4 protein-coding genes are annotated in these 2298 nt (G+C 64.3%); all 4 read left to right on the top strand.

The genetic code is table 11. The features are described from left to right. A partial coding sequence (locus ON36_RS28555; RefSeq protein WP_218001243.1) for a type VII secretion target occupies positions 1-375 on the top strand: 375 nt, incomplete at its 5' end. Continuing rightward, entirely contained in the window at positions 372-1130 is a 759-nt protein-coding gene (locus ON36_RS28550) for a hypothetical protein (RefSeq protein ID WP_043660159.1), read from the top strand. The genes ON36_RS28555 and ON36_RS28550, both read left to right, overlap by 4 nt. Then, positions 1130-1669 (top strand): hypothetical protein, encoded by a 540-nt coding sequence (locus ON36_RS28545; RefSeq protein WP_157225038.1) that lies wholly within the window; start codon positions 1130-1132, stop codon positions 1667-1669. Before ON36_RS28550 ends, ON36_RS28545 begins: the two co-directional genes overlap by 1 nt. Positions 1670-1808: 139 nt before the next feature. Further along, positions 1809-2298: hypothetical protein (locus ON36_RS35110; protein ID WP_157225037.1), on the top strand; the 490-nt coding region annotated here is incomplete at its 3' end.

The following is a 2298-nucleotide window of genomic DNA, read 5'->3' as shown; positions in this document are numbered from 1 at the left end:
TGGCCGCGCGTATCCGAGGGTTCGCTCGTGCGTGCAGGCGGGGAGGACGATGGTATGGCTGATGATTTCGCGGTGAGTCCCGACGATCTGGACGACGCGGCCCGGACGCTGTGGAAGATCGCAGAGGACAACAGTCAAGCGGTGTCCTATGCCAAGAAATGGCTCGATGTTCAAGGCAGCGGTGGCCTGGTACTCACGCCGGTTCTCGACCAGTTGCAGGAGGCGTGTGAGCAGCTCAAATCGAACTACGAGCGATTGGGGACCGTCACCGACAACTCCTCGACAGAGCTGACCAACGCCTCGCGCATGTACCGCACCACCGATCATGAATGGGCCAAGAACATGGACGCCTACTACGGCAGGATCGGCAAATGAGCGAAACCACCTACCCGGTCGAGAAGCTCGCCGAACCGGAATCCTCCGACCCGATCCATGATTATGTCGAGCTGGTTATCAGCGGCAACGGCACGAGCCTGACCTACCACCTCAACAACCTGATCGCGATGGCAACGAGTCCGTTCGTTGCCGGGGGTGGCTTCAACTGTATCTCGACCATCACCAACAATCTCACCGGAGATTGGGTCGCGCTGCAGAAGTCTGCGGATGCCATCGCGAAGCTCGCCGACTACAACCAGGCATTTCACGCGTCCATCGATGCTGCGATGGCCAATGCGGAGACCTCTTGGAGGGGCAACGCCGCCGAGAGCGCCCGCACCTACTTCTCGTCGTTGACAGCGGCGCTGGACGGCCAGGCCGAGGCGATGGGAAAGGTCGCCGAAGAGATCAAAGCCTACGCTCTGGCCTCCTACGGCATGGCCAACGGAATCGCTGATCTGGTCCAAACTCTGGGGGACCTCGCTATCGAGTGGGCCGTCACGCAGGCCGCGGCGATTGCGTCGGCCTCGAGCGTGGTCGGAGCCGGCGCCGCGGCTGCGTTGGAGGCCGTCGCGGCAGCGCTGGCGGTGTACATGGCCTCGCGGGTCGTCACCATCATCGGCAAACTCGGCCACATGGTCAACGCCTCCGAAGCCCTTGTCGCGGTGATGTCGGGCGGGATCAGCGCCGCCGTCGACGCTTCGCAGATCCCGGCGTTGCCCGCAGGTTCCTACGATCATCCCGGAGTGGCGTGATGAACCAGCCCCCTGAGCCGCGCTTGGACCTGGTCGACGGCGATATCGGCATGTCACGGCACCTGGGCAAGGCGCTGAAGATTCTCGCCGACAGTCCCATCGCGGGGCCGGACCTGCAGGCACAGATCCGCGACATCCTCGCAGGCAAAGCCACGTTGCGTGATCTCGCTCAGAGCGAGTCCTTTCAGCATCTGGGCGATGCCGTCCTCCGCAAGGCCGAAGCCGACCACGCCGAGCGTTCCCCCGAAGAGGTGCAGCAGCTGGCGGAGCAGGGTGAAGCGTTGCTGGCGGCTTACCGCGAAGAGCCACCAGAACCCTCGACAATGCAGTCACCCGAGGAACCCGAAGCGCCGCCGCCTCCCATGAATGTCGCCGTGCCCCGACCGGATGGTCTTTGGCCCGGCGCGGTTTCACAAGGCCTCGATCGAGTACCAGGCACTCGTAAACCGAACCGGGAAACGGTGGTCGGTCCGAGCGATGGCCTCGACGAGGACGACCAGTACTTCCAGGATCGCCGGCAGCGAGGTTGGCTGGAATGATCAGGCGGACACGGCTGACAGTGGGCCTCGGTCGGGGAGAACTCTGCATCGGCGAGCACCCATGAGTCGGCCTGACGGGGCCACGGTCGAGGTCGCGATCCAGCTTCGCCGGCGTAGAGAGCCGTTACCGTCGACGCGCATGCTGTACCTGGCTGGTCAGCCCCGCAGCGTCGAATCGCTCGAACTCGAACTCGACGAGCCACTGCCGCAAGTCTGTGCTCCCCACGGCAATCCAGCCTCCGCGCGACGGCAGGTCCGTGCTCACTTCTACGACACCCCTCGGCATCCCCGCGCTCCCCGCACAGCGGTGGTCAGCGTCGCACGCAAGCAGTTGGCGCCCTTGTCGACCATCGTGGTCGGTACCTGGCCGGTGTGTCCTGTATGCCAGCGAACGGGCCGAATCTGGCGGACGGTGGGCTGGCTGCTGACCGCGGCGATGGTCATCAACCTCGCTGCCTTGCTCGTTGTGATCGGTCTCGGCTGGGCCGGGATCAGCATTGACACGGCATGGTTGGTGCCCTCGATATGGGCCTTCTTTCCAGGTTCTGTGCCGCTGGGAGCCATGGCTGCGGTGTGGCTGCTGAGCCAGTCCACGACCCCTGTGGACATGGGCAGCATCGATGACGAGG

This window comes from Nocardia thailandica NBRC 100428 (genome assembly GCF_000308795.1).
Taxonomy (GTDB): domain Bacteria; phylum Actinomycetota; class Actinomycetes; order Mycobacteriales; family Mycobacteriaceae; genus Nocardia; species Nocardia thailandica.
This window is presented reverse-complemented; position numbering and strand designations above follow the sequence as displayed.

Excerpts from the sequence above, each read along its gene's own strand:
- ON36_RS28545 (WP_157225038.1), top strand. The coding sequence starts at position 1,130 with ATGAACCAGCCCCCTGAGCCGCGCTTGGACCTGGTCGACGGCGATATC.
- ON36_RS28550 (WP_043660159.1), top strand. The coding sequence starts at position 372 with ATGAGCGAAACCACCTACCCGGTCGAGAAGCTCGCCGAACCGGAATCC.